Source organism: Pseudomonas sp. RA_35y_Pfl2_P32 (assembly GCF_963970735.1).
Lineage (GTDB): Bacteria > Pseudomonadota > Gammaproteobacteria > Pseudomonadales > Pseudomonadaceae > Aquipseudomonas.
In genome coordinates, this window is sequence record NZ_CAXAQF010000344.1 from 1 (window position 1) to 445 (window position 445).

Sequence of the window (445 nt, forward strand, 5' to 3'; positions counted from 1 at the left end):
GAACCAAGGCTGTACGGCTGGATATACGGATTGGTGCCGGCATTGCACGACGTCAGCGTACCCGTACCGCCATGTGCGAGGATGAAGCTGCACGGCGGGGTGAAGGTCACGAAACCGGCATAGCTCGAACGCGGATTGTTTTCGGCGAAGGTCGGCGCACGGAACCCGTTCGAATAGGTACCGCGGATTGCGATCTGCTTGATCGGCGTCCACTTGGCACCAACCTTGGGCGAGAAGTGGCTGAATCCTTCCGAATAATGGTCGTAACGTCCCGAACCGTTCACCTCGAGGGTCGGCAGGATCGGCGCGTTGACTTCGAAATAGCCAGCATAGACGTCATGCGTACCAAAGGCTGCCGACGTGTTGGCATATATGGTGAGACCGACGTCAACGCCATTGTTCTCTTCGGTTTCGTGGCGGAACTGGCCGCCGACCGCAAACTGCA

Annotated in this window: 1 protein-coding gene; it reads right to left on the reverse strand. The window is 58.2% G+C overall.

Annotated elements, in window-relative coordinates; all coding sequences use genetic code 11:
- The coding region (locus tag AACY45_RS28620; RefSeq protein ID WP_339548839.1) for a TonB-dependent receptor at nt 1–445 on the reverse strand (445 nt) is incomplete at both ends.